This is a genomic window from Chitinophaga cymbidii (genome assembly GCF_007992715.1).
In the GTDB taxonomy this organism is placed as follows: domain Bacteria; phylum Bacteroidota; class Bacteroidia; order Chitinophagales; family Chitinophagaceae; genus Chitinophaga; species Chitinophaga cymbidii.
Map to the genome: position 1 here is coordinate 538074 of NZ_BKAU01000005.1, position 26257 is coordinate 564330.

Annotated in this window: 23 protein-coding genes; 10 read left to right on the plus strand and 13 right to left on the minus strand. The window is 53.6% G+C overall.

Annotation, left to right across the window (positions count from 1 at the left end):
• Nucleotide 1: 1 nt before the first annotated feature.
• The 4 genes from CCY01nite_RS20795 to CCY01nite_RS20810 all read right to left on the minus strand — a co-directional run bounded on the left by CCY01nite_RS20795 (nt 2) and on the right by CCY01nite_RS20810 (nt 3754).
• Nucleotides 2-769: a lipopolysaccharide kinase InaA family protein gene (locus CCY01nite_RS20795; RefSeq protein WP_146865824.1), complete on the minus strand. Its 768-nt coding sequence runs from the start codon at nt 767-769 to the stop codon at nt 2-4.
• Nucleotides 770-952: 183 nt separating this feature from the next.
• Complete coding sequence (locus CCY01nite_RS20800; protein ID WP_146865826.1) at nt 953-1864, minus strand: hypothetical protein; 912 nt, start codon at nt 1862-1864, stop codon at nt 953-955.
• An 11-nt stretch (nt 1865-1875) separates the two neighbouring features.
• Nucleotides 1876-2775, minus strand: coding sequence for a helix-turn-helix domain-containing protein (locus tag CCY01nite_RS20805; protein ID WP_146865828.1), 900 nt, complete (start codon nt 2773-2775; stop codon nt 1876-1878).
• A gap of 142 nt (nt 2776-2917) precedes the next feature.
• A complete protein-coding gene (locus CCY01nite_RS20810; protein ID WP_246129992.1) occupies nt 2918-3754 on the minus strand; it encodes an oxidoreductase in 837 nt (278 codons plus the stop codon).
• A 116-nt stretch (nt 3755-3870) separates the two neighbouring features.
• Here CCY01nite_RS20810 and CCY01nite_RS20815 point away from each other — a divergent pair, with 116 nt between their 5' ends.
• The 4 genes from CCY01nite_RS20815 (at nt 3871) to CCY01nite_RS20830 (ending at nt 10278) form a co-directional block, all read left to right on the plus strand.
• A complete protein-coding gene (locus CCY01nite_RS20815; RefSeq protein WP_146865832.1) occupies nt 3871-4596 on the plus strand; it encodes a DUF4197 domain-containing protein in 726 nt (241 codons plus the stop codon).
• Between the two features lie 305 nt (nt 4597-4901).
• Complete coding sequence (locus CCY01nite_RS20820) at nt 4902-7994, plus strand: SusC/RagA family TonB-linked outer membrane protein (RefSeq protein ID WP_146865834.1); 3093 nt, start codon at nt 4902-4904, stop codon at nt 7992-7994.
• Nucleotides 7995-8005: 11 nt separating this feature from the next.
• Nucleotides 8006-9637 (plus strand): SusD/RagB family nutrient-binding outer membrane lipoprotein, encoded by a 1632-nt coding sequence (locus CCY01nite_RS20825; RefSeq protein WP_146865836.1) that lies wholly within the window; start codon nt 8006-8008, stop codon nt 9635-9637.
• 137 nt (nt 9638-9774) lie between these two features.
• A complete protein-coding gene (locus CCY01nite_RS20830) occupies nt 9775-10278 on the plus strand; it encodes a DinB family protein (protein ID WP_146865838.1) in 504 nt (167 codons plus the stop codon).
• Here the strand turns inward: CCY01nite_RS20830 and CCY01nite_RS20835 are convergent.
• From CCY01nite_RS20835 to CCY01nite_RS20855, 5 genes are read right to left on the minus strand one after another with little or no spacing between them, the layout of a single operon-like run.
• Nucleotides 10260-11786, minus strand: coding sequence for a sulfatase (locus CCY01nite_RS20835; protein WP_146865840.1), 1527 nt, complete (start codon nt 11784-11786; stop codon nt 10260-10262). The genes CCY01nite_RS20830 and CCY01nite_RS20835 overlap by 19 nt on opposite strands.
• Nucleotides 11761-13260, minus strand: coding sequence for a sulfatase family protein (locus tag CCY01nite_RS20840; RefSeq protein ID WP_146865842.1), 1500 nt, complete (start codon nt 13258-13260; stop codon nt 11761-11763). The genes CCY01nite_RS20835 and CCY01nite_RS20840 overlap by 26 nt, the downstream gene beginning before the upstream one ends.
• A gap of 19 nt (nt 13261-13279) precedes the next feature.
• A complete protein-coding gene (locus tag CCY01nite_RS20845; protein ID WP_146865843.1) occupies nt 13280-14281 on the minus strand; it encodes an MvdC/MvdD family ATP grasp protein in 1002 nt (333 codons plus the stop codon).
• A gap of 15 nt (nt 14282-14296) precedes the next feature.
• The gene (locus CCY01nite_RS20850) at nt 14297-15250 is read right to left on the minus strand and encodes an MvdC/MvdD family ATP grasp protein (RefSeq protein WP_146865845.1); all 954 of its coding nucleotides are present in this window, start codon (nt 15248-15250) and stop codon (nt 14297-14299) included.
• Nucleotides 15251-15253: 3 nt separating this feature from the next.
• On the minus strand, nt 15254-15436 hold the full coding sequence (locus CCY01nite_RS20855; protein WP_146865847.1) for a microviridin/marinostatin family tricyclic proteinase inhibitor: 183 nt from the start codon (nt 15434-15436) through the stop codon (nt 15254-15256).
• A 171-nt stretch (nt 15437-15607) separates the two neighbouring features.
• Here CCY01nite_RS20855 and CCY01nite_RS20860 point away from each other — a divergent pair, with 171 nt between their 5' ends.
• The 5 genes from CCY01nite_RS20860 (at nt 15608) to miaA (ending at nt 20384) form a co-directional block, all read left to right on the plus strand.
• A complete protein-coding gene (locus CCY01nite_RS20860) occupies nt 15608-16732 on the plus strand; it encodes a glycosyltransferase family 4 protein (protein ID WP_146865849.1) in 1125 nt (374 codons plus the stop codon).
• Between the two features lie 75 nt (nt 16733-16807).
• Nucleotides 16808-17380 carry an L-threonylcarbamoyladenylate synthase gene (locus tag CCY01nite_RS20865; protein WP_146865851.1) on the plus strand — a complete coding sequence of 191 codons (573 nt, stop codon included), beginning with the start codon at nt 16808-16810 and terminating at the stop codon, nt 17378-17380.
• A gap of 51 nt (nt 17381-17431) precedes the next feature.
• Complete coding sequence (locus tag CCY01nite_RS20870) at nt 17432-18850, plus strand: CCA tRNA nucleotidyltransferase (RefSeq protein ID WP_146865853.1); 1419 nt, start codon at nt 17432-17434, stop codon at nt 18848-18850.
• A 39-nt stretch (nt 18851-18889) separates the two neighbouring features.
• On the plus strand, nt 18890-19465 hold the full coding sequence (locus CCY01nite_RS20875) for an IS1096 element passenger TnpR family protein (protein ID WP_146865856.1): 576 nt from the start codon (nt 18890-18892) through the stop codon (nt 19463-19465).
• A gap of 13 nt (nt 19466-19478) precedes the next feature.
• Nucleotides 19479-20384 carry a tRNA (adenosine(37)-N6)-dimethylallyltransferase MiaA gene (gene miaA / locus CCY01nite_RS20880; RefSeq protein WP_146865858.1) on the plus strand — a complete coding sequence of 302 codons (906 nt, stop codon included), beginning with the start codon at nt 19479-19481 and terminating at the stop codon, nt 20382-20384.
• A 3-nt stretch (nt 20385-20387) separates the two neighbouring features.
• On the opposite strand, the gene CCY01nite_RS20885 is transcribed toward miaA, so the two are convergent.
• The 4 genes from CCY01nite_RS20885 to CCY01nite_RS20900 form a co-directional block, all read right to left on the minus strand.
• Nucleotides 20388-20618 carry a helix-turn-helix domain-containing protein gene (locus CCY01nite_RS20885; RefSeq protein ID WP_146865860.1) on the minus strand — a complete coding sequence of 77 codons (231 nt, stop codon included), beginning with the start codon at nt 20616-20618 and terminating at the stop codon, nt 20388-20390.
• Between the two features lie 17 nt (nt 20619-20635).
• A complete protein-coding gene (locus CCY01nite_RS20890; RefSeq protein WP_186831187.1) occupies nt 20636-21571 on the minus strand; it encodes a DUF2975 domain-containing protein in 936 nt (311 codons plus the stop codon).
• 121 nt (nt 21572-21692) lie between these two features.
• Entirely contained in the window at nt 21693-23246 is a 1554-nt protein-coding gene (locus tag CCY01nite_RS20895) for an OmpP1/FadL family transporter (RefSeq protein ID WP_146865864.1), read from the minus strand.
• A 125-nt stretch (nt 23247-23371) separates the two neighbouring features.
• Entirely contained in the window at nt 23372-24412 is a 1041-nt protein-coding gene (locus CCY01nite_RS20900; RefSeq protein ID WP_146865866.1) for a hypothetical protein, read from the minus strand.
• 323 nt (nt 24413-24735) lie between these two features.
• Here CCY01nite_RS20900 and proS point away from each other — a divergent pair, with 323 nt between their 5' ends.
• On the plus strand, nt 24736-26211 hold the full coding sequence (proS, locus tag CCY01nite_RS20905) for a proline--tRNA ligase (protein ID WP_146865868.1): 1476 nt from the start codon (nt 24736-24738) through the stop codon (nt 26209-26211).
• Nucleotides 26212-26257 lie beyond the last annotated feature (46 nt).

A 26257-nucleotide genomic window follows, 5' to 3' on the forward strand; every position in this document is an offset into this window, starting at 1 on the left:
TTCACGCCTTCCCCGGCATGAACATCCGCCGGAAAAAATGTTTGACCTTGTTCTTCCTGTAGGAAAACAGCATCCGCTTTCTCCTGTAGTTCAGCATCGTGCTCAGCGCGAGCAGTTCGTTCTGCCCGCTCAGCCGCGCATATTCCTGGCAAAGGTAAGCCAGTGACGGCAGCGGCAGGTCCAGGCGGCGGAGGTTCTTCATCCGGTAAGCAAAAGAGCTGCGGCTGAATTTCATCCGGTTGTTATCTACCAGCGTAAAGTTGTAGGACTGCCCGTTCTTCGAAAAAAGGATATTACCCACGGAATAGTCCTTGTGATAAATATTTTGCGCATGCAGCTGATGGGTGTACCGCGCCAGCGCCTCCAGCACTTTCCTGCCTTCTTCCGGCAGCATCTCCGCGATATGTTTCAGCTCCGTGTAGTCCGTATAAGTGCTGATGAAATAGCTCTCCTGCATCAGTCCTTTCCGTACGCATTCAATGTACGCCACCGGCTCCGGGGTCATAAACCCTTTGTCGATCAGCGTTCTGGCGTACAGGTACGCTCTTTTGGCCTTGGACGGAAGCAGGTGTGCGTATACCAGTTGATTGAACAGGTAGATCTTCCGGTAGGACTTGATCACCAGCTTTATGTTATTGCCATTGTCTACCCGAATAATATTGCGCGTCTTGTGAACGATTTCACCCAGGGAATTGAATTTCTGCGGAATGTCCTCAATATAGTTCCGCAGGAATTCATACCGGGGCGATAATCCAATATGAATACTCATTTGCCGTTCTTGTTAGCAATTAATAAATACGACGCTGCTTTTTCCATATGGAAAAGCGCATCAGCATCTTGCCAGTGAAACAGGTAGGTAAAAGTGAAACAGGTAGGATAAAGTGCAGATAGGTGATACGTTGTATCACAGTGCAAAAATGAGGCGTTTTTGCGAAAAAAACAAATCCGCGGGTTACTTCAGCTGGTACAGCAGGCTGAGCCCGAAGCCGGAGATCAGCATCCGTTCTTTCCTGTTTTCCAGCAGCTGTTGCGTCCAGTCCGTAAACCCGCCGTCCGCGATCTCTATTTCTCCGTCGCCGGCAGGTATGATGGTTTTGAACTGGATGCCTTTATAGTATTGATTGGCGGGTGAACCGGTATCGATGCCAACGGGAAAGCCGCTTTCCTGCAGGTGTTGCAGGGCTTTCGGCAGGAAGTGCGCCGGGTATCCTTCCCGGGGCTGCAGCTTGAACCGTATGCTGCTGATGTGGAAGATGTTTTTCAGGAGGTCTGTCCACACACTGAAGTGTTCTTTCAGAGCAGCCAGCTCGAAATCGAAATTACCCGTATCCCTTCCGGCGGATACGAGGCAGCCGATCGAGAAATGCGGGGAGAAACGCGGGTCCTGCAATGGTTGCGCGCGCACATGGCGGTGTACGGTACTGAAGCGCAAAAGCTCCGTGGCGCCGTTTTGCCGCATGTCCGCAATATGCAGCGCGATGGAATTGGTGGCGTCCGCCAGCACTTCGGTGTGGCGGGTGGCGGAGATGATCTTCTTCTGGTCTGCTTTCGCCACCACGGAGCAGCTGCCGAACTGCGCCAGGGGTGACAGCTCGATGGGCGTGAACTGATGTTCCCTGTAAATTTTCAGTACCTGCGATGCTTTTTCCAGCAAGCCAATCATATCCGTGTCGGCGGGATGCACGAAGCGGTTCTGACGGTATTGCTGTAGCAGGACGGGTGGTGTGATAGCGGCTGCTTTGCGGGCGAATACCTCCATCAGCAGGGAGTTCAGTTCGGTGCCGGAAAGCTTTTCCGCGAGGATGCCGGCCATATCGGGGCAACCTGTTTTTTCAGCTATTTTCCGGAGGATGTCATCTCTCATAATATGATACTTCAGCCTCTGAATGCGGAAGGCGTCAGGCTGGTTTGTTTCTTGAAGAAGTGATTGAAATGCGCGGGCTCTTCAAACCCCAGGCAGTAGCTGATCTCGGAAACGTTCCAGTTCGTATGCTTGAGCAATGCCTTTGCTTCGCTGGCCAGCCTTTCAAAAATATGATCGGTGGTGGTTTTGCCCGTGGTATGCCGGATGGCGCGGTTCAGGTGGTTCACATGCACGGCCAGCTGTTCCGCAAAGTCCCGCGCGGAGCGGAGCGAGAAACGCTGTGTGGGCGATTCTATCGGGAACTGGCGCTCCAGCAGCTCGGTGAACACGGCGGTGATGCGGGCATTCGCATCCACATGCTGGTAAAGCGTTTCCACCGGCTGCATCTTCAATGCATAATGGATCACCTCGGTAATATAATTCCGGATCAGGTCGTACTTGTACAGGTAGTTGGAACCGATCTCTTCCAGCATCCTGTCAAAAACGGAGCTGACAAATTTGTCCCGGCTTTTGTTCAGCTGGTAGCCCGGTTTGCCGTGCGGCATGAACATCGGCAGGTCGCGGATATTGCTGCGCAGGTGGCTGGTGAAGAACGCTTCCGTGAAAATGCAGAAGTAGCCCGTGGAATCGCCGCTCAGCTGCTCGAACGTATATGGCACGTTCGGGGAAAAGAACAGCAGGGTGGTGCCGGAGACCTCCACGCTTTTGTCCGCATAATGATACACATGCCGGCCGCGCATCAGGGCGATCTTGTAAAAATCGCGGCGGCTGTATTGCGCGGGTTCCTTGCCGGGGCCCAGGCAATCTTCCATGCGGAACACGTTGAAATGCCCGATGTCTTTTTTGAGATTATCCGGCAGCCAGTTGAATTTATACTGGTAAAATTCTTCCAGCGTTTCTGTTTTTGCCATACTGAAAAGTTAAAGATTTTCCGGGTAAAAAATGTTGTTGGTAAATAAACTGCTGAGGCTGACCAAAAAGTATGGTCAGCCTTTGCATCCATCCAATTTTAGTTCAGCCCCGGCAGTATACAGGAAATGATCGCGTCTATGCTTAAAAACCGGTAGCCGTTGCCAGCGCTCTCACATGCTCCATGTCTTTTTGTATGGAGCTGATCTTCGCAACCGCCAGGTCGTAAGCATCCGCGCCCAGGAAAAGATGCAGGGGCGGTTCCTGTTGTTCCGCTACGGCAATGATCACTTCCGCCGCTTTTTCGGGATCGCCGGGCTGGTTGCCGTTGTAGCTGTGCTGGTGAACGGATTGCGCCTCCCTCACATTCCGGTATTCCGCGATCTCGTGCTGCGTTACGTTCAGGGACGCATTGCTCAGGAAGCTGGTGCGGAAGTACCCCGGTGAAACGATCGTCGCGTGGATGCCAAAAGGTTTCACTTCCGTAGCCAGTGATTCCGTAAAGCCCTGCACCGCGAATTTTGTTGCGCAATAAATACCGAAGCCGGGAAAAGTGCCAATGAAGCCGCCGATGGACGATACGTTGAAGATGTGCCCGGATTGCTGCCCGCGGAGAATGGGCAGGGCTTTGCGGATCACGTTCAGCGAGCCGAATACGTTGATGTCGAAATTACCCCTTGCTTCCGCATCGCTCAGCTCTTCCAGCGCGCCCGCCAGGCCGTAGCCGGCATTGTTCACGATCACGTCCAGCCGGCCGAAATGCGCCGCCGCCTGGCGGATGCCCTGCTCCACATTCCGCTCGTCCACCAGGTCCATCGCCAGCGGCAGGAAAGTATCCGGACCGGCGCCTACCGCCTGCTGAAGATCGTCCGCGTTCCGGGAAGTGGCCGCCACGCGGTAACCTTCCGCCAGCAGCTTTTTAACCAGCGAGAGCCCCAGGCCCTTGGATGCTCCCGTTACAAACCATACTTTTGTTTTCATCATGTGTGTTTTTTGATAACACAAAATTAGCCCGGCCATCCGTCGCCATTATTATGACCGCCAAACATATACTTGTATAATTCAAACAATTATATTTGCCAAAACGAACACCTGCTATGATAAAATTCGGAATAACAGGCTGCCTCGCCGCGCTGCTCTTATGCACCGGCTGCGAAACCACGCAGCAGATACTGAACAGCCTGCCCGCCACAACCGGACAAACGGGCGGCACCGCGCAGATTGCGGCGGGCCTGAAAGAAGCGCTGACCATCGGCACGCAGAACAGCGCCAACCGGCTTTCCTCCGTCAACGGATTCTTCGCCAATGCCGCGCTCAAGATACTGATGCCGCCGGAAGCGAAAAAAGTGGAATCCACCTTGCGGAATGTGGGCCTGGGCAGTGTGGTGGACAAAGCCATCCTGGCGATGAACCGCGGCGCCGAGGAAGCGGCGAAATCCGCTACGCCCATTTTTGTGAACGCCATCCGGCAGATGAGCATTACCGATGCGATAGGGATACTGCGGGGCGGCGATTTCGCGGCCACCAATTACTTCAAGCAGAAAACCACCGCCGCGCTCACGGATGCGTTCCGCCCCGTGATCAGTAATGCCCTGAAAAATGTGGACGCCACCAAATACTGGGCGGACGTATTTTCTGTATATAACAAATTCTCCACCACCCCCGTGAACACCGATCTTACCGCTTATGTAACAGAAAAAGCGCTGGCCGGCATATTCCATGAAGTAGGACTGGAGGAGCAGAAGATCCGCCGCGATCCCGCTGCCCGCGTGACCGAACTGTTGAAAACAGTATTCGGAAGCTCCCTTGCACAGACAAGATAAGATTACATGTAAATAGCAAAGGGATGGATGCGATGTATCCATCCCTTTTTTATTGGTGAGCGGAGAATGATCTGAAAAATTCCGGGGAAAAAGTGATATATTAGTACAACTCAGGAATAAGGACGGTAGTATAATCAAAATCGAATCGTAGAAACTTTCTACAACAAGTTTTATTACATATTTAAATCTAAATCTGACAGGTATGCTGAACGCGGTCAGGATACGCACTTTGCTGTTTACCTATGTATGCTTTTAACGGTGATTAAATCGAGATCTTATTCAACCAATTTCTAAAACTACACAACATGAGAAGACTTCTCCGGTTACTGGCGATCTGTTCGCTGGTGATGTTGTTGTTGCCGGACCCCTTACAGGCGCAGCAGCAAAAGACAATTACGGGAACTGTGCTGTCTGACGACGGCGTGCCTATGCCAGGCGTGACGATCAGGATACAGGGCACCACCAGGAATGCGCAAAGCGATGCAAGAGGCCATTATACTATCCAGGCCAGCGAGGGCGAAACGCTTGAATTTTCTTTTATCGGGTACACGACCCAGGCTATTGCGGTAGGCGCCGGTAATACGATGAATGTATCGATGAGGATGTCCGAAACAGCACTTGGCGAAGTGATCGTAACAGCGATGGGCATCAAAAAAGAACGGAAAGAACTGGGCTATTCGGTGCAGGACATTAAATCAGATGAACTGCTCAAGAACAAAGACCCCAACCTGATCAATTCGCTGAACGGAAAGATCGCGGGGCTGAACATCACCAATTCCGGCGGCGCGCCGGGCAGTTCCGCTTCAATCATCATCCGCGGCGGTACGTCCCTTGAACGCGATAACCAGCCGCTGTTCGTGATCGACGGCATGCCGATGGACAACTCCACCGGCCAGGGCGATAACAGCGCATTTGACGGCACCGTGAATCTTTCCACCACCAACAGCAACCGCGCGATGGACATCAACCCGGAAGATATTGAATCGATCTCCGTGCTGAAAGGTCCCGCCGCCGCCGCGTTGTACGGCCTCCGTGCCGCTGCGGGCGCCATCATCATCACCACTAAAAAAGGAACGGAAGGGACCGTCACCGGCTCCGTAACCTCCCGTTATATCACCAACTGGGTGAACCGGCTGCCGGAGCAGCAGGGAATTTACAAGCAGGGAACTTATTACAATGGCAACTTTACGGACGAAACTTTTTTTTCCTGGGGCGACAAATTCCAGTCCGGCGAAGCGGTCTACGACAATATGGGCGATTTCTTTGAAACAGCCCAGGCTTTTGATAACAGCTTCAGCCTGTCCGGTGGATCGAAGAACGGGAATTTCTACCTTTCCGGTTCCAACCTGAACCAGTCCGGCGTAGTACCCACTACTAACTATGTGCGCTCTACCATCCGTTTTAACGGTGAGCAGAAGTTGGGGATCGTTACGCTGGGCGTGAATGCATCCTACTCCACCAGCGAAACGCAGAAAACACTTACGGGCAGCGGTTTGTGGGGGTCTAATGGTACTGGTTACATGGAAAGTATCATTGCATGGCCGCGAAACGACAATATGAAGGAATGGCTGAACGAGGATGGTACCAAACGCTTGCTGCTGCCGAGCCTCTCCCTGGATGCAAATGTAGACAATCCGTACTGGATACTGAACAGGAACCCCCAGTCCGATAAAACCAACCGTTTCATCGGGAATGCATATGCCACGGTCAAGTTCACCGACTGGTTCGACGCGACTTACCGGCTGGGTATCGACAACTACCTCACCAACTACAGGAACCTGATCGCGGAAGGTTCCAGCGTGAAACAGGAATGGCAGGGCGGTATGCTGTCCAGAACAGACAGGAACTACAATTACGTGAACTCCAACCTGATGCTGAACTTTCACAAGACCTTCAATGACTGGGATGCAAGCCTTGTACTGGGTACCACTTCGGAAGACACATACCTGCGCTCTGTATCCAACCGCGTGGACAGCTTCGTGATCGCCGGATTCTATAGCCTTAACAATGCCGATCAGCAGAATAAATATTCCTCTGAAAACATCACGAGAAAACGGCTGGTAGGTGTGTACGGCGATCTCCGCGTATCCTGGCGCAACACCGTCTTCCTGAGCATGACCGGCCGCAACGACTGGTCATCCACGCTTCCGGAGCAAAACCAGTCTTTCTTCTATCCCTCTTTCAGCGGTAGCTTTGTGTTCACCGAATTATTGCCGAAGAGCAGCGTGCTGTCGTTCGGCAAGGTGCGCGCATCCTGGGCGCAGGTGGGTAAGGATGCCCCGGCATACCAGACCAATACTTATCTCTTCGGACCGGAGCTGACCATTGGCGGCGGTTTCCGCAACTACTGGACGCGCGGCAACGATCAGCTTAAACCGGAAACGACCACTTCCACGGAATTCGGTGCGGAAGTAAGGTTCCTCAACGGCCGGTTGGGACTGGATTTTGCGTACTACATCAATAACAGTAAGGACCAGATACTGCAACCGCGCGTGAGTAACGCTACCGCCTATATCCTGAGCTATGTGAATACCGGCGAGATCGAGAACAGGGGTATGGAACTTACGGTAACGGCGAACCCTGTACGGCAGAAAAATTTCCGCTGGGACGTGATGCTGAACGTTTCCGGTAACAGGGGCAAAGTAAAATCACTGCCCGGCGCGCTGCCTATTCTATATGTAACAGATGTACAGGTAGGCAATGCCAAGGCTGCTTCTTTTGATGACGGCAATTTTATGGGATTGAGTGGTCTGAAATGGCAAACGGATGACGACGGAAATTTGTTGCTCAACTGGGATTCCGGCTATCCGCTGACCACCAATAACGCCACTGCCCCGGTAGGCAACCGGGAACCAAAGGTGCTTGGCGGCCTGAACAACAGCTTCAGCTACAAATCGTTCAACTTTTCTTTCTTATGGGATTTCCGTATAGGCGGCGACGTATATAATGGTACTGAATACCTGCTTACGGCGTACGGCCTGAGTGAAAGGACGGCAAACAGGGAAAGCGAGATCACTTTCACCGGCATGTCGCTGAATCCCGCCACCAGTAAATATGAAATGGTGACAAGAACGGTAGCGGCGGATGAAAATTATTATCGCGATACCTACCTGGCCCATGCGCCTTTCTTTATTGAAAAAGTGAACTGGCTGCGCCTCCGCTCCATTTCGCTGGCGTATTCACTGCCCAGCTCAACGTTGCGGAACATCGGCTGGCTGAAAGGAGCTACGGTTACTGCTTCCGGTACCAACGTGCTGCTGTTCACCAATTATTCCGGCATGGACCCTGAAACCAGTGCGGCGGGAGCAGGCGTGATCGGATCAGGATCTGTCGGCATTGATTATTGCGGTGTTCCGGCAACTTCCGGCTTCGCGATCGGTTTAAATCTCAAATTCTAAAAGTTACGGAAATGAAAAAGCTATTGTATATACTAAGCCTGTCCATCTTTTTCACTTCGTGTAAAAAGTGGCTGGACGTGAATGATAATCCAAACAGCGCCAACTCCTCCGTACCCACGGCGGACCAGCGTCTCCCGCCATTGATCGCCCAGTTCGCGGACGCCTATGAAAGCGCCGGCACCCGTGCCGCTTTTTTATCACAGCAGCTGGCGGTGACCTATGCGGTGAACAATAACTGGAACCTTACCCGCTGGTACTCCAACACCTCCAGCGCCAACTGGCCCTGGCAATGCTGGTATGTGAATGCGGCCGTGAACATTACACCGCTCATAGAAGCTGCGGAAAAGGTGGAGGCCTGGCATTACATCGGTGTGGCGAAGATCATCAAAGCCTGGGGCTTCGGATCGCTGGCCGACTTCTACGGCATGATGCCCTACGATGAATTTGATGATGCCAGCACCATCACACCCAAATTCGACGACGGTTCCTATATCCAGGAAAAAGTAATGGCCCTGCTGGATGAAGGGATCGCTGATCTGCAGAAAACACAGGGACCCAAAGCTCCGGCGCTGTCCAGGGGAGATATCCTTAACCATGGGAACACGGACAACTGGATTCGCCTGGCATATGGTCTGAAAGCGCGCTTCCTGAACCACCTGTCCAAAAAGGCGGAATACGATCCGCAGGCGGTACTGGCGGCCCTCGCGAATGCGCCGCAGCAAAATGAGCAAAGCTCCGTGTTGCAGTACGTGGATGAATCCGCTACCACCAGCAACCTCGCTAAATCTGCCCTGCAATATCAGAACACCGGCCTTACCGCCAGGGTTACTAAACTGTACCTGGATTATATCACGAACAATTATACCGGCGCGCCTTCCAATGCCATGCAGGACCCGCGTCTGTTCCTGCTCGTGCCACGCCAGGCCGATAAAGCCGGTAACCTCATCCTTTCAAAAGGGGTGGATATGACCTCCGATCTGCCAAAGAATGGCCCCCTCAGCTATACGTACAACGCCAGCACCAATTCATTCAACAGGCCCGATTCCGTTTATGTGATCATGCGTAAAACACCCGCCGCCCCCACCGGCAGCGAACGCATCCAGTCCACCGGCACCTGGTACACGGAACGTGGTGCGAAAGGGCTGCTGTTCACCAACGCGGAAGTGAAGTTCATGGAAGCGGAGGTATTGTTCCGGCAAAACAAACCAGGCGAAGCACTTGCCGCCTATAAAGCCGGCATGCGCGCACACATGGGGCTGATGGGCGTCGACCCCACCGTCATCGAAAATTACCTGTCCAGCACCTCCGTTATACAGGACGCCAACGCGCTCACGCTCAGCCACATCATGATACAGAAATACATCGCCCTGTCATACTCGATCGAATTGTGGGTAGACCTGCGCAGGATGGATTTCTGCACCGATGCATCAGGGAATTACAACGAGGCGCAGGGCGTTTACAAAGGATTCAAACGCCCCTCGCACGTTTTCGCGGACGCATATCCCAGCCAGACGGACTGGCCGCGCCGCTTTGCGGTGCCCAGCTATGAGATCAACTATAACATCGAAAGGGTATTGGAAGCCAATCCCAATGCGGACAAGCCCACTTACCTCAATGAAAAGGTATGGTGGGATAAACCGTAGTACGACCGTTTATATAAGAGAAGCCGCCTCCGCAAGAGGCGGCTTTTTTGCGCATTAGCCCCCTCACATTGTCAAATATGCACATCAAAAAGCTCCCGCAATCAAACTAGGTTTGTATAACAATAAACGATTTGAATATGAACAGGGAACAATTACTGGCAGATATACAAACCACCGTTTCAGGGTTGATGCAAACGCTTTCATCCTTCAACGATGACCAGATCAACAAGGTGCCGTTTGAAGGCAGCTGGACGGCCGGGCAGGTGGCGGAACACGTGCTGAAATCATCCGGCATCGCCGAAATATTGCATGGTAAGGTAGAGCAGCCCAATCGGGCGCCGGACCAGTATGTAGCACCGCTCCGCGAGCAGTTCCTGAACTTTGATATCAAGATGAAATCACCGGATTTTATTTTGCCTTCTGACGGAGCGCATGATAAGGAAGAACTGATGGCGGAGCTGGAAAGCATCTGGAAAAAGACGGCCGCTGCCGCCGCTACGCTGGACCTTTCCATGATGTGTCTTGATTTTGAATTGCCCACCCTCGGCACGATGACCCGCTATGAATGGATCCGCTTCCTGGTGGTGCATACGCAACGGCATACGCATCAGCTGAAAAACATTCACAAGGCCGTGGCGTAAGCCTCCGACGGCCAGCGCACGGCTTGGCCGGTGGACCTTCGCAGCGGCATTTCCGCGCCGCGTGTCTGAAGGTACGTGGTCAGCAGCGCCGCCAGCTCTTTTGCCTTGCGGGGATGCGCTTGTATTACATCATGTTGTTCGCCGATATCGTCTTTCAGATTATATAAGGATAGCTGCTCCTTCCGCTGATCATACACCAGCTTCCAGTCGCCTTTCCGGATCGCGGAGAAGAAATGCAGGCCGGGGCCTTCCTCGTACATCCAGCGATGGGGATAGTGCCATACCAGCGTTCTTTCTTTTTGCCGCGATGAGGCGTTCTTTAACAACGGGACCATGCTTTGTCCATCCAGCTGCTGCAGCAGCGCGGGCTTTTTAATGCCCGCCACTTCCAGCAGGGTGGGAAAGAAATCTTCGATGATCACCGGCTGCGCCTGCACGCTGCCGGGCTGCACAGTGCCCGGCCAGCTCACGATCATCGGCTCGCGGATGCCGCCTTCGAATACGGAGCCTTTCCCGGATCTCAGCGGCAGGTTCTGCGTATGCTTTTCCTGGTGCTGCGTGCGGTAGGTGCTCAATCCGCCGTTATCAGACATGAACAGGATGATGGTGTTGTCTGTCATACCTTTTCGGTCGAGGTAATCCATGATATCTCCCAGGCTTTTATCCATCCCTTCTATCAGCGCTGCGTATTTCGCTTCTTTATCATCCAGCCCCCTGCTGATGTAAGATGGGTAAAAGCGCTGGTCCGCCTCGAGCGGCACATGCACGGCGTACTGCGCCATGTAGAGGAAAAACGGCGCCCTGGCGGAATCGAGGGCGGACAGTGCTTTGCGTGTAAGCGCTTCCGTTAGGAACACGTCCGTTCCGTAAAATTCTTCGAGGCCGGGCACATAGTTGGTGGCGGAAGCGGCTCCGTATTTTTTTTCGGGCAGGTAGCTGGCGGGATGCCCCGCGGCGTGGCCGGCTATGTTCACCCGGAAACCCAGGTTCCGCGGGTCCGCGCCGGGAGTGCCGGTGGAGCCGAAATGCGCTTTCCCGCAATGCACGGTGTAATACCCCGCATCCCCCAGCAGTTGCGGTAATGGCGTGGCGTGAACGGTATGGGGAACGCCGGCGGCAGGGCTCATGCCGTTCATATTCCAGTCCGGCGCCTGTAACAGCGAATCCGGCCGGTCGGAACGTTTGTCGCGCAGCGGGGAAGTCCAGTTGGACACATGATGCCTTGCGGCGTTCATGCCCGTCATCAGGCTGACGCGCGTGGGCGTGCACACCGGCGTGGCGTAGGCGTTCGTGAATTTAATGCCGCGCCGGGCGAGGCGTTCCATATTCGGTGTATGGAAACGTTTGTTCAATGGCGTAGCCTGCGTCCAGAAAGGCTCGCTGGTGTCCTGCCAGCCCATGTCGTCTACCAGGAAGAGCACGATGTTGGGAGGCTGTTGCGCAAAAACGGTAGGCAGGTACAGGAAAGCCGCTACAAGAAGGCTATAACATTTTTTTCGCTTCGTCATCCTCATATTGATTGATCAGTTTTTCCAGACCGGCCTTCAGTTCGGCAGTTATTTTTTCATATCCTTTTTTACCGTACAGGTTATTCATTTCCTGCGGATCTTTTTTGAGATCATAGAGTTCCCATGCATCGGTCCTTTCATAAAAACGGATCAGTTTGTAGCGTTGCGTACGGATGCCGAAGTGCGGCGATACGGAATGCGTTCCGTTCTCGTAGTAGTGATAATACATGGCGTCGCGGCCCTTCCCGTTTTTGAAGAGGGGCAATATGGACTGACCCTGCATGGCCGCGGGAATGGCAACGCCGGCGGCATCCAGCAGCGTGGGCGCAATGTCCAGGTTCATCACCATGTCCGTAGATTGGGCGCCGGGTTTGATCACGCCGGGATAACGCATTACCATGGGCGTTCTGAAAGATTCTTCGTACATGAAACGTTTATCGAACCAGCCATGCTCGCCCATGTAGAATCCCTGGTCTGAAAGGTAGATCACGATGGTGTTCTGGCTTAATCCATGCTGGTCGAGATAATCCAGCGTGCGGCCGATGTTCCGGTCCAGCGCCGCGGCGGTGCTCAGGTAGTCGCGCATGTAACGCTGGTATTTCCATTCCGTGAGCGCGCGGCCGGTGAGGTGGCGGCTTTGAAAATCGGCGGCGATGGAATCGTAGTAGCCGTTGAACCGCGCTCGCTGCGCCTCGTTCATGCGGCCGGTATTCTGGCGGGGCTTGCCGTCGGCGAAGGGCATTTTCAGATCGTAGTCAAGGAGCATCGTTTTGGAAATGGTCATATCCTGCGCGGCCGCCGCCTTGCGGTTTTCGTAAGTGTCGTAGAAATTATCCGGCAGGGGGAATTGCACGTTGTCGTAACGGCCGAGATCGGTAGTGTCCGGTTCCCAGGTGCGGTGTGTGGACTTATGGCCGATCACGAGGCAGAAGGGTTTGCTGCTGTCCCGGTTGCTCAGCCATTCTTCCGCCATGTCTTCGATCACATTCGCCGCATATCCTTCGAATCTTTTTTTACTGCTGTCCATCATCAGGAAATCGGGATTATAATATTGACCCTGTCCCGGTAATATCCGCCAGAAATCAAACCCCTGCGGCTTTGTTCCCAGATGCCATTTCCCGACCCACGCCGTCTGGTAACCGCTGGCCTGCAACTGCTTCGCGAACGAATCCTGGTTGCCTTCGAAGCGGGGATGCTGGTTGTCTTTGAAACCGTTGATGTGGCTGTATTTGCCGGTAAGGATCGCGGCGCGGCTGGGGCCACAGAGGGAATTGGTGACATACGCTCTTTTGAAAAGAACACCCTGCCGCGCGATGCGGTCGATGTTCGGCGTTTGCGCCAGCTTGCCGCCATAGGCGCTGACGGCCTGGTAAGCGTGATCGTCTGAAAGGATGATGACGATGTTCGGTTTTTGCTGCGCGAAAGATACCGCCTGCGTCAGGCAGGCTGCCAATAGAAGAGTAGTCCGTTTCATATCAGTAAGATAATATATTTTATTTGCCTTTTCTGCGCTCCGCCTGCCCGAGCAACACAGCCGCCATCTGCCGGGATATGGCGTGGTGACAAAGTTTGTCCAGCCAGAAAAATTCCCCCGCCGCATTTACTTCCAGGAAATAATATTCGCCTTCCGGCGTAAGGATCAGGTCCACCGCACCGTAGTTCAATCCGTAAGTGTCCATCAGCGCCTGCAGGGATTGTTCGATAGCGGGAGGGAGCAGGTAGGGCTGCCATTCCTCCGCCAGCGCCGCGCCTTCTTTCCGCCAGTCGGTTTGAGAAGCAGGCAGCTTTTGCGAATCGATCGCGAAGGAAAATATTTTCTTTCCTACGATAGTGATGCGCAGTTCCAGCTGTTTTTCCAGCTTCTGCTGGAACATCATCGGGCAATATTGCAATTGGTCGAGTTGTTCGAGATGTGCTGTTGTGATCTCGTTGGTGAATACCACGTGTTCCTCGCCCTCGCGGTAGATGGCGAAGGCGCTTTGCATTTTACCGATGACTCCGCCGGCGGTCTGTTCCATAAACGCTTTCAGCTGCGCCGGTGAATTGGTGATGCAGGTAGCGGGCACCTGCAGCCCGCATGCCGCGGCGGTCCGCAGCTGTTCTTCCTTGCTGTCCAGCCGCCGGTAAGTGCTGTAACGTTCCAGCTGGAAGCAGGGCAATCCTTCCAGCATGCCGAACAGCGTGCGCCGCAGCTCACCAATGCTGGTGCCGAGGTATTCCTTTTCCAGCACGCTTTCCAGTCCTTTTCCAATGTGATAGCTGCGGCGGTACCATACCGCCGTGAGATCGTCCAGCCGGTATGTTCCTTCCGCCAGTTCCAGCATCAGTTGCCATTCGCCGGCCCGGTAAACGGTGGTCAGGCTGGCATGCATGGGATAGCGGTCCACGTCAAAGCGTACCACCGCGCCGCCTGCTTCTTCAATGTAGCGGATGACCTGGTCAGTAGCAGCATTGTCTGCCGAATGCGTGATGACGAGTATTTTTCCGTTGTTCATGAACATAGATTGCGATCATCGCTGCGTTACCCGGAGTGCCAGCTTTTCCGCGATGGCGGCGGCGATGGGGTAATCGAGATACTTCTGCAGCATGCCCCATTCTCCCTGCGGGTTCACTTCGAGGAACACATATTGGCCGTCTGGTTGCAGGATCATGTCTATGGCGCCGAAATAAAGCCCCATAGACCGCATCATGTTGGTGATCTTTTCCTCCACCGCTGCCGGCAGCATGAACTGTTGCCACTGCACGATGCTGGTGCGCCAGTCCGTCGTCTCCGGCGCTTTGAGGCTGCCGGTATAGAAGTCGCCGTCCACATACGCGATCCGCAATTCTCTTTCCTTGGCGATGTTTTCCTGGAGGATCATGGGGCAGGCGGACAATGATTCGAGCATGGCGGTATCTTCTTTCCGCAGCCGCGTGGTGGGGAAGAAGGCGCCGGCGCCGTCCATCGTGTGGGACAGTGCGCCATGCAGCTTCACGACCACATCGCCGTTGCAGGCGTCGTAGAACTGCAGCGCATCTACCGCGTGATTGCTGATGATCGTTTGCGGGACCTGCAGTCCTGCTGCCTGTGCGAAAGCGAGTTGCAGCAGCTTGTTGCTGCCTACGGCATGATCGATGTAGATGGGATTGATCCAGGGAACGTCCAGCGAATCGAGGAAGATGTGCAGGGCGGTATTATATTCTTTACGGAATGCGGGAATGTAGGTAGCGTCCAGGTTGGGCGGCGTTTCCAGCTCCCAGAGCTTGCGGTACCATACGCCGGTGATATCGGACGCATGAATGACGGTATCACCGTGCTGCAGGCGATAGGAGGGCCCTGTTTTTTCCAGCCGGTATTGCAGCTGGTAACGGGTGCCGAATTCGTCGGTATTAAAACGGAAGCTGGCATGCCCCAACTGCTGAAGGCGCTGCTGTACCAGGTCGATCGTATATGTATCCCGGGAGTGAGTGATGCAAAGGATCATATTTTACAGCAGCCACCATTCTTCATCTCCGTCGGAAGGATATTTTTGCGTCTGGTCCGGTGCGTCCGCGAGTTTGCTGGTCCAGTTGCTTTCTGCGGAAAGGCGCTTTTTTACTTCCTCCCTGGAAGCCTGGGTTTCCAGGAACTGGGCAAAGAATGGTTTCAGCACTTGTTCATTGGGTTTCATACTGCTGGTGTTTTAAGTGATGATACAGATGGATGTTTTTCAATACCCCTGAGATTAACGGGACATTCAATTTAGGATTTTTACATCAAACAAAAAAATCAGAATTGACGGCAACGGCCTCATTGCACGAATTTTTACTATTTTGCCGCCGGATAAAAATCACTGCACATCTTGAATATCGGTTTCGACGCAAAGCGGGCTTTTCAGAACCGCACGGGGCTGGGGAATTACAGCCGTACCCTCATCCGGTCGCTCGCGGAATATTACCCGCAACACCAGTACTTCCTGTTCGCGCCCCGGTTGAAGCCGCTGTTCCAGCCACCGCCGGGCATGCAGTCCATACAGCCGGAAAAGGCCCTGCACCGCTGGCTCCGGCCGGTGTGGAGAGGCCGGTGGGTGGTGGATGATCTTAAACGCCATCATATCGGTCTCTATCACGGCCTCAGCGCCGAGCTGCCGTCCGGCATCCGCAAAAGCGGCATCAAAAGCGTGGTGACGATGCACGATCTTATTTTTGAGCGTTATCCGGAGCAATACAATCCCATCGATGTATTCACCTACCGCAAAAAGGCGCAATACGCCTGCCGGCAGGCGGACCAGGTGATCGCCATCAGCGAACAGACGAAGCAGGACCTCATCGAATTTTATCATATACCCGCGGAACGCATTACAGTGGCCTATCAGAGCTGCGACCCCTCTTTCATGCAGCTGCATTCAAAGGAGGCTATCAGCGGCATGCTGGCGCGTTACAACCTCCCGCAGCAGTATTTTTTATACGTAGGATCGGTGATAGAGCGGAAGAACCTGCTCGGCATCACGAAGGCGATGGCTTTGCTGAAAGGTAAGCTGGACCTGCCTTTGGTGGTGCTCGGCGATGGACGGAAATACAAGGAGGAAGTGAAATCTTATCTCCGGGCTACCGGTCTGGCGGAAAAGGTGATCTGGCTGAATGAAACGGGGCGTTTTGCGTTTGAAGACCTGCCCGCGTTGTACCAGGGGGCGGCGGCATTGCTGTATCCTTCGGTGTTTGAGGGCTTCGGCATCCCCATCCTGGAAGCGCTCTGGTGCCGCACGCCTGTGATCACTTCGCAGGGTTCCTGTTTCCTGGAAACGGGCGGTGATGCGGCCTTTTATGTGGACCCGTACCAGCCGGCCACCATAGCGGAGGCGATGGAGCGGGTGGTGGCAGACCCTGCGCTTGCGGAAGGAATGCGGGAGCGGGGAGTGGCGCATGCGCAGCGGTTCACTGTGGAGAAATGCGCCGCGGCGGTGATGAAAGTATATGAAAGCATATAACGCTAAGTTTAAACGCCGCTACATGCGGAACCAGTGGCCTGACCGTTTACGCAAACAGCAACTATTTTTGCAACTATGACCGATTTTGAGAACGATATCGTACAAAGCCTCGCCGTGCTGCGATCCGGCGGCATCATCCTGTATCCTACCGATACCATCTGGGGCATCGGCTGCGACGCCACCGACGAAACAGCCGTAAAGCGCGTTTTTGACCTCAAGCAGCGCGATGAATCCAAAAGCCTGGTGATCCTCATGGCTGATCCCCGCGACCTCGTGAAATATTTATCGCAGCCACCGCCGGACATTGCGGATACCATCGCCCAGTTCGACCGGCCAACAACCGTTATTTATGAAGGCGCCCTGCACCTGGCGCGCAATGTGATACATGAAGACGGCACCGTGGCCATCCGGCTGGTGCAGGACACGTTTTGCCGCCACCTGGTGAAACGCCTGCGCAAACCATTGGTATCCACGTCCGCCAACATCAGCGGCGCACCGCCGCCCGCGAATTTTGCGGAGATCTCCCCCGAAATTGTCAAAGGGGCAGACTATGTGGTGCAGTACCGGCAGGATGATCTTGTTCCCCGCCAGCCCTCGCGCATCGTGCGTATCCAGCCGGACGGGCAGCAGCAAATCCTCAGAAATTGAAGGAATAGATCGTAATTGAGTACTTTTGCGCCTTAAACCAGTAGAAAGTATATGCAGATTCCCTGTAGAGCACGGGAAAAGGAGTTATTCGAATGCGTGGCAAAAGCAGCGCGCCAGGTCGGCGTTCCCTGTTACCTTATCGGCGGTTTTGTCAGGGACAAGCTGCTGAACAGGGGCACGAAGGATATGGACATCGTTTGCGTAGGCGATGGCATTGCCCTGGCGCACCGGGTGGCAGCATTGCTCGGCCCGGCCATCAAAGTGAACTATTTCAGGAATTTCGGCACGGCGCAGGTCCGCTACCAGGACCTCGACATAGAGTTTGTAGGCGCCCGCAAGGAAAGCTACAGCCGCGATTCCCGCAATCCCGTGGTAGCGCCCGGCAGCCTGGAAGACGACCAGCTCCGGCGCGATTTCACCATCAACGCCCTCGCCATCAGTCTGAATGAAGCCGATTACGGCCAGCTGATCGATCCCTTCAACGGCGTGCAGGACCTGGAAGACAAGCTGATCCGCACCCCGTTAAGTCCCGCGCAGACCTTCAGTGATGACCCGCTGCGCATGATGCGCGCCATCCGCTTTGCCTCCCAGCTGGGATTCGCCATTCTGCCCGAAACCTTCCAGGCCATTCGTGAGAATGCGGACAGGATCAGGATCATTTCGCAGGAACGCATCACGGACGAGCTGAACAAGATCATGTTGTCCGCCAAGCCTTCTGTGGGCCTCGATCTGCTGTACCAGGCCGGTATCCTGAAAATCATTTTCCCGCAGATGACGGACCTCGTGGGCGTGGAAATGGTGGACGGCAAAGGGCATAAAGACAATTTTTATCACACCCTCCAGGTGATCGACAATATATCCCGCCACACAAAAGACCTCTGGCTGCGCTGGGCCGCTTTATTGCACGATATCGGCAAGCCCGCCACCAAGCGCTTTGAAGAAGGCCATGGATGGACCTTTCACGGGCATGATGCCGTGGGAGGGAAGATGGTGCCGCGGATCTTCACCAAACTGAAGCTGCCGCAGAATGAAAAGATGCGGTTGGTACGGAAATTGGTGGAACTGCACCTGCGCCCGATCAGCCTTACAAAAGAAAATATAACAGATTCGGCTATACGCAGATTGCTGTTTGACGCGGGTGATGACCTGGAAGCGCTGATGATGCTGTGCGAAGCGGACATCACCTCGAAGAACAGGGCGAAGGTGAAACGTTACCTCGAGAATTTTGAAATGGTGCGCGAGCGGCTGAAGGAAGTGGAGGAAAGTGACCGCATCCGCAACTGGCAACCACCCGTCACAGGTGAAATGATCATGGAAACGTTCGGCCTGAAACCCGGGCGGGTAGTGGGAGAACTGAAAAATGCCATTCGTGAGGCCATTCTCGACGGAGAAATTCCCAATAGCTATGAGGCTGCTTATCAGTTCATGTTACAGAAGGCCAGGGAACTGGACTTGACCCCTGTTAAATAATTTGGTAATTTTACACGACGCTTAACTTAACTATAGCATATGCCGGTATTGAAGTTCAGAGTTTATTGGGAAGAAGACGAAAGTGTCTACAGGGACATTGCGGTCAAACCTGCCCAGAATTTTTTACAGTTCCATCAGGCCATTTTGCTGGCGTATGAGTTTGATTCCAAGCACAAAGCGACCTTTTTCCGCAGTAATGACAACTGGCAGCGTGGCCGGGAGATACTGCTGGAGCAGGACGGCCAGCCCCGCAAGGCGGAGCCGCTGCTGATGTCGGAAACCCCCATCGGCGCCATGGTAAAAGCACCGAACCAGAAATTCATCTACCTCTACGATTACGCCAAGAACTGGACCTTCCTCGTGGAGCTGATCGGTGTGGCGAAAGATGAAAATATCAAGCTCACCTATCCCGCCTGCGTGCGCAAGGAAGGGCTGGCGCCGAGCCAGTATGGCACAAAGGGCCTTATCGGTGACAAGCTCGTGGAAATGGAAGAAAAATACGATCTCAACAAGGAAGGTATGAGCGAAGACGGATTTGGTGAAGAAGGAGAGGAGAATGGTGAAAGTGAGGATGATGGCATGGAAGGAGGCGCGGAAGAGGAAAATCTGTTCTGATCGATATTAGCGGATGAAAAATACGGTAATACTACTCGCCGGCCCCACCGCCTCCGGCAAAACAGCCCTGGCGATCCGGCTGGCCCGTCAGTTGAGAACGGAGATCATCTCCGCGGATTCCCGCCAGTGTTACCGCGAGCTGAGCATCGGCACCGCCAAGCCTTCTCCCGGAGAGCTGGCCACTGTTCCGCACCACTTCATCAATTCACACTCCATCAGCGAAGAAGTCAATGCCGCCACTTATGAACAGCTGGCGCTGCAATATGCCCGTGATATATTTACCCGCCACCCCGTAGCCATTGTCACCGGCGGCACCGGCCTGTATATAAAAGCTTTCCTGGAAGGGCTGGACCAGATTCCTCCCGTTCCGCCTGACATCCGGGCTTCCGTCCGTTCCGCGTACGAGGCCAACGGCCTTCCCTGGCTGCAGGAAACACTACAGCACCGCGATCCTGCATTTTACGCGACTGCGGAGATCATGAACCCGCAACGCCTCATGCGCGCTCTCGAAGTGTTGGAAGCCACCGGCCGCTCCATTGCTGATTTCCGCACCGGTACCTCACAGCAACGTGATTTTAACATCATCCGCACCGCTATTCAATTACCGAAAGAGTTATTGCACGAGCGCATTCATCAGCGAGTAGACATGATGATGGCCGCCGGCCTGCCGGATGAAGTGCGCAGCGTGGCCGCTTTCCGGCATCACAACGCCTTACAGACGGTCGGTTACGCAGAAGTGTTCGAACATTTCGATGGAAAGCTGAGCCTGCCGGAAACCGTGGAAGCCATTAAAACGCACACCCGGCAGTATGCCAAGCGGCAGATGACCTGGTTCCGCCGGGATAAAGAAATACAGTGGTTTGATGCCAGGGAAGGAGATGCCTTGCTCAACTGGGTAGAGCGCCGGATCGAGTATTGATCGTTATTTCATCAGTTTCTTATACGCTTTGTCATCCAGGTATTCCAGGATATCACCCGGCTGGCATTCCAGGGCCGTGCATATCAGTTCCAGCGTACTGAACCGGACGGCTTTCGCTTTACCGCTCTTCAGGATACTCAGGTTCGATATGGTAATATCTATTTGCTCACTTAACTCGGTGAGCGACATCTTTCGCTTTGCCAGCATAACATCCAGGTTCACAACTATCGGCATAAAAGTTATTTGAATGGTTAAATCGTAAGGTCCTGCTCGTTCTGCAAAGACAAACCTCTTTTAAACGCCTTGGCAATAGCGAAAAAGATCACACTTGCTATCAACATGCTTTTATAATTTGCCAAAGTTGCTGCAATATTCAATTCCACATCTTCCGTAATCCAGTTATGAAATGCAAGCCGCAATACGCCCTGCATGAATATGGTCACCAAAGGAACTGCCAGCAGGCATATGGAAATAAGATGCAGCTGCCGTACATGGCGTTTGGTAAAGACCTCGCCCTTTGATATGCGTATCAGCATCTTGACAGGGATGACAAAGAAAAGATAACCCATGGCAATGAGCAATATCACATGCAGTACGCCAAGCGGTATGTAGAAGATATCGTATACTTTCTTGCTGATAGGGATCATCATGCTGCCTTCCCTGTTGAAAAAAAACGGTTCCCGCTTATCATATGCGAACCGGAATGGCACTTGCCGCTCTTCGTAATGTCCGTACCTTGTGCCTCCGTTTCCCTCACTATCCCACACCGGGTATTCCAGCCAGTATTTCCCGTCCTTTACGTTGAAAGCAACATCCGGTTTTAGCTTGTAGCCCGGTAATGTAAGATAGTGTTGTTTGGTGTTATCCTTCGGCAAACCGTCTTTGTTAGCCTGAAATCCTATAAACGGGGAAGAATAGGAAATACCGGCCCTGGTGCCCCCCTGGTTCAGCAGTTGCTGCTTTTGCCGCAGGTTTTCTCTTTTATTTTCCAGTATAGAAAATTCCCGGTAGGTCATCCTGCCCGTGTCCCGGGGGATGTATGTATCCCGGACCGTATCCGTTATGACCGAGCTGGCGCTGCTAACATCGTTGATGGTTCGGGATTTGGGCACGAATATAATCGCGATAAAAGCGATTACCAGGAAGTAAAGTACATTGACGGCGGCGGGCCATACTTTGTTCAGCATATTTATGTTTTTGCTGCAAAATAGTAAATATTTATTGATAAACGATAAAAGAATACTGTTTAACAAAAAAATCCGCTTGCTGTAATAGCAAGCGGATCTTCTCATAATATCAATGTTCCTTTTAGAACTTGAACCCTACTGTCGCCACAATATTCCCGCCGGATGCATCTACCGTTGCCGGCAATACAGGGGTCGGGGATTCCTGGAGCTTGTAGGGGTAGTATTCGTCTTTCATCAGCGTGTGCACGTACGTGAGGTCCGCGAAGAATCCTCTGTTGCGGTATCCGAGGCCGCCGCTGATCTTTTTCATACTGGCGTCTACGTTACCATGCTGATAGGGATCGCCATAGTAGGCAAAACCCGCGCGAACAGCCAGTACAGTGAATTTCATTTCACCGCCCACACGCACGTTCACGGTGCCTTTATACAGGTTGTCGATAGAACGGTTCAGGTTGTTGGCAAATTCACGGTCGGCCTGGCTGCCTTTGTTGAAGCGGAATTTGGTAGCGGAATAATCCACATACTCCACGTCCGCCGTAATAAAGCCGTGCTGCTGGCTGACATCCGCATTGGTGCCGAAGATATAGGAGGCGCTGATCAGGCCGTGCCAGGGCGTTTGCAGGCTGTATTCATATTCTACGGGATAGCCGTCCGTCAGGTCCCCGGTGGTCTGGTACCGCTCATTCTGTCCATCTACCACGAAGTTTTCTGTATTCACAAGAATGCTGGCGTTGGATGCGTCGCGCATGCTGAACCAGGTGGGCGTATGGAAAGCAACGCCTAACCGCACATTGGGCTGGGGGCTGTAGATCGCGCCCAGTTTGGCGTTGAAACCTACCGCGTCTGTCTGGAGATTTTCACTATGCTCGAAGAAAGAAAATTCGTTGTTGGCATCCCCGGAATCATCGTCTTCCGCGTAGGTGCGGTTACGTTCGTAATTGATCGTAGGGAAGTTCAGGGAGAGGCCGAGGTACAATTGGTCGGTGTAGTTGGCGCCGAGGCCGATGGAGAACTCGTTCATGCCGCCTTTCTCCGTCACCTGGTCCTGCTGGTAAATGCCGCCCGCGGGATTGACGCGGGACCGGTAACCCAGGAGCGTGCCGTCGTTGGCGGTATCCACGTCTACCAGGTAAGTATTGAAGGCAAGGCTGGCGCCGAGCGGAAAGATCACGCCGGCATCATTGGGATCATTGACGTTGTTGAACGTCAGATCTTCCAGCCATTTCTCCGTGTAGGTATTGTTGGTATTTACGCCGGCGATGTATGTTTTGTTGTTGAAGTCGGCCAGCCTGTTGTAGTTCAGCGAGAACGCCACGTTCCGCCATCCGGATTTGGAGCTGGTGGGCATCCCGAAAACCACGCCGAGGTTGTGGAAGCTGAAGCCGCTTTTTTCCTGGTCTGTTTTCGTGTTGAGGTAGTCGTACTGATTGCTGCGGAAATAAAAGCCGGGGGTGATCACGATCTCACTGGTCCTGAAGAAGCCGAGGCCGGCAGGGTTTACGTGGGATGCGGTAATATCTCCGCCAAGCGAGCCCGCGGCTCCGCCGATGGCTTGCGTACGGGCAGTACCGCCGGTAGTCAGCCGGCTGTAGCGCAATGCATCGCCTTCATCCTGGGCCCAGGCATGGGCAGATACACTAAGGGCTATTAAAAGACCTGCGATTCTTTTACTCATCGAAATAACAGTGTTGTGAAAAATAGATTTTTCGGGTAAGGGCATAGGATTAAAAAGAAAATGATCAATTACGGACTTGTGCAAAAGGATGCCCAGGTCAGTAATTGATCATTCACGGTTTATGATCAGCCGCCTCTCGGACGGAATGTTCTTGCAGGTGTACCGCTGCTGTTGCTGCTGTTAGATGGTGCGGGCGCAGCGCTGCTGCTGCGGCTCGGGAATGATCTGCTGGGTGCCGGTGAACTCTGACGTTGCGGAGCGGGCGCTGACTGCCTGTAGTTGGGCGCCGGCCTGCTGTTGTTGTTATTTCTGTCAAAAGTCCTGCTCGGTTGAGTGGTCCTGTTCGGCTGTGTAACCGGGCGTTCGCTGGGAGAGGACTGGAAGGTCCTTCTCGGCGTGTAACGGTTATTGTTGCTGCGGTCATTCACGTTGGGCCTTACAGAGTTGTTGGTCCTGTCGAACGTACGGACAGGCGCGTTGCCTCTGTTATTGGGCCTGGGTGTATAGTTGCTGCGGTTGCCGTCGAAGATCCGGGAAGTGGAGGAACCACGCGGGCCCCAGGAGTTGGAAGGTCGGGGGGTATAATAACCGCCGGCCCATCCGCCGCCATGCCAGCCACCACCGTACCATCCGCTGCCGTAATAGCCGGGATAGTAGCCATAATAGCCGGGGTGATACCAGCCGCTACCGTACCAGGGATATCCCCATCCGCCGCCGTACCAGCTGTTCCAGCCCCAGGGGTTGTAACCCCATCCGCCGCCCCAGCCAATGCCCAGGCTAATGGACGGGCCCCAGTAAGAGCCCCAGCGGCCAAAACCGCTGCCCCAGTAGTTGTTCATGTAAATATTCGGGCTGTAAAAATCGTCGAAATAGTATCCATCCCAGTAGTTACCATTGTAACCCCGGCTGAACCGGTCGATGCGGCGCGCATAATCATAACGCTCCTCATCTTCATCGGAATAAGTTACATAATTGTCTTCGCCTTCGTTGTCAGCATACGTTTCCTCTGCATACTCATCCTGGTTGCTGGCAGTGTTATTGACGTAAGCTCTTTCCCTCACCGGCGAGTAGTACACGTCATCCGGCGTCTGGGCGGTCCTGTATGCGGTAGAACAGCTGCTTAACACAAGCAGCGCGGCTACGGCACTATATATCATAGGTTTCATCTGCTGATGTTTTGTTAACAATGTAAATTTACTCAATTTAAGTGAATTTTCCCGTTGAACGATGCCACGCACACGGCGTTTTATTATCTTCGCACACCCCCGTTGAGGGTTTGCTTTTTTCAACTTATGTTTGTGGCGTTTTCCGTATTATTAATAGAACAAATATTGCGCCAATAAATTGTGCCGGAATCCCTGTAAATTGTAGCTTTCAGGGCAAATGGCAACAGGAACGGATGAACGGAAAAATGCCCTTGCCGGGTGCCTGTGAAAGAAAGCATTATAACAGACCGGACCGGGGTAAACGGTAAAAGAAAAAAACTTATATGAGTAAAGAGATTACAGCTCGTTCGCAGGATTATGCGCAATGGTACAATGACCTGGTTCTGAAAGGAGGCCTGGCGGACTATTCTCCCGTCCGTGGATGCATGGTTATCAAGCCCTACGGCTTTGCACTATGGGAGAACATGCGCGACGTGCTGGACAAAAAATTCAAGGATACCGGCCACCAGAATGCCTATTTCCCGCTCCTGATCCCCAAAAGCTTCCTGAGCAAGGAAGCTGATCACGTGGAAGGCTTCGCCAAGGAATGCGCCGTTGTGACGCATTACCGCCTGAAAAACGATCCTGACGGGAAAGGGGTGATCGTAGACCCGGAAGCCAAACTGGAAGAAGAGCTGATCATCCGCCCTACGTCTGAAACGATCATCTGGAATACGTATAAGGACTGGATTCAGTCCTACCGCGACCTCCCGCTGCTCATCAACCAGTGGGCGAACGTGATGCGCTGGGAAATGCGCACCCGCCTTTTCCTGCGCACAGCGGAATTTCTCTGGCAGGAAGGGCATACCGCCCATGCCACGGCGGAGGAAGCTATCGCCGAAACCCGGCAGATGCTGGACGTTTACGCGGATTTCGTGGAAAATTACATGGCGGTGCCGGTGATCAAAGGCGTGAAAACCGCCTCAGAGCGCTTTGCCGGCGCGGTAGACACCTATTGCATCGAAGCCCTCATGTCAGACGGAAAAGCGCTGCAGGCGGGTACTTCCCACTTCCTCGGGCAGAATTTCGCCAAAGCCTTCGACGTGCAGTTCTCCAACAGGGAAAACAAGCTGGAATACGTATGGGCCACCTCCTGGGGTGTATCCACCCGCCTCGTGGGCGCGCTCGTGATGGCGCACAGTGATGACGACGGGCTCATACTACCGCCCCGCATTTCTCCGTTACAGGTCGTAATCGTTCCCATTTACAAAGGCAACGACCAGAAAGCGCTGATCGATGAAAAAGTGAATGACATCATGGCAGCACTGAAAAACGCCGGCATCCGTGTGAAATACGACGATTCAGACAATGCGCGGCCCGGATGGAAATTCGCGGAATATGAAATGAAAGGCGTACCAGTGCGCATCGCAATCGGCGCGCGCGACCTGGAAAATAACGTAGCGGAAGTGGCCCGCAGGGATACAAAGGAAAAATCCAGCTATTCCCTGGACGGCCTGCCCGACCGCATCATACAGCTCCTGGAAGAGATCCAGCAGAACATGTACGATACGGCGCTGGCGTACCGCAAGGAACATATCACCAAAGCAGACAGCTGGGAAGAATTTGAAGCGCTGCTGGAAGAAAAAGGCGGGTTCATTTCGGCACACTGGGATGGAACGGCGGAAACAGAAGCGGCGATCAAGGAACGCACCAAAGCAACCATCCGCTGCATCCCGCTGGACAACCCGCAGGAAGCAGGCGCCTGCATCCTTACCGGCAAACCCTCCAAAGAAAGGGTATTGTTCGCCAGGGCTTACTAAAAGGGAGCCGGCAATCCGGCAAGCCATTTGCCAGGTTTATTCGTCA